The sequence below is a fragment of the Sinorhizobium sp. 7-81 genome (genome assembly GCF_030124405.1).
Classification (GTDB): domain Bacteria; phylum Pseudomonadota; class Alphaproteobacteria; order Rhizobiales; family Rhizobiaceae; genus Sinorhizobium; species Sinorhizobium psoraleae.
This window is the reverse complement of the sequence record NZ_JASKLT010000101.1, coordinates 1-318: the sequence shown is the minus strand read 5'-3', so window position 1 is coordinate 318 and position 318 is coordinate 1. Positions and strand designations below refer to the sequence as shown.

The window sequence follows — 318 nt, the reverse complement described above, 5'->3', positions numbered from 1 at the left end:
TCACCCGGACAGCGTCCCATAACAGGCTGCTGTCGCTCGGCTCATGGATCGATGCGGCGGTAACGGTGCTGTCCACACGCACGACCTTGCCGCTTTCCAACCTCTCTTGTCGGGCGCTGGCCAGCAGCAATTTGTTGACCGCTTCCCAGGTGTCCGCCCGGATCGCGCTGATTGTCTTGTGCAAGACCGACTTCTTCGGGTTCCACCCCCATATGTGGACGTATATGGACCCCGCCCGATTGCAACAGGTTGGCTGAATCCGGTTGATGGTCACAACTGCTGACGTATATCCGGCTTCTTCATGCGGCTCGATGTTCA

1 pseudogene is annotated in these 318 nt (G+C 58.5%); it reads right to left on the bottom strand.

The features are described from left to right. Positions 1-211, bottom strand: a pseudogene (locus QN224_RS33690) (ISNCY family transposase); the annotation flags it as partial. Between the last annotated feature and the right edge of the window lie 107 nt (positions 212-318).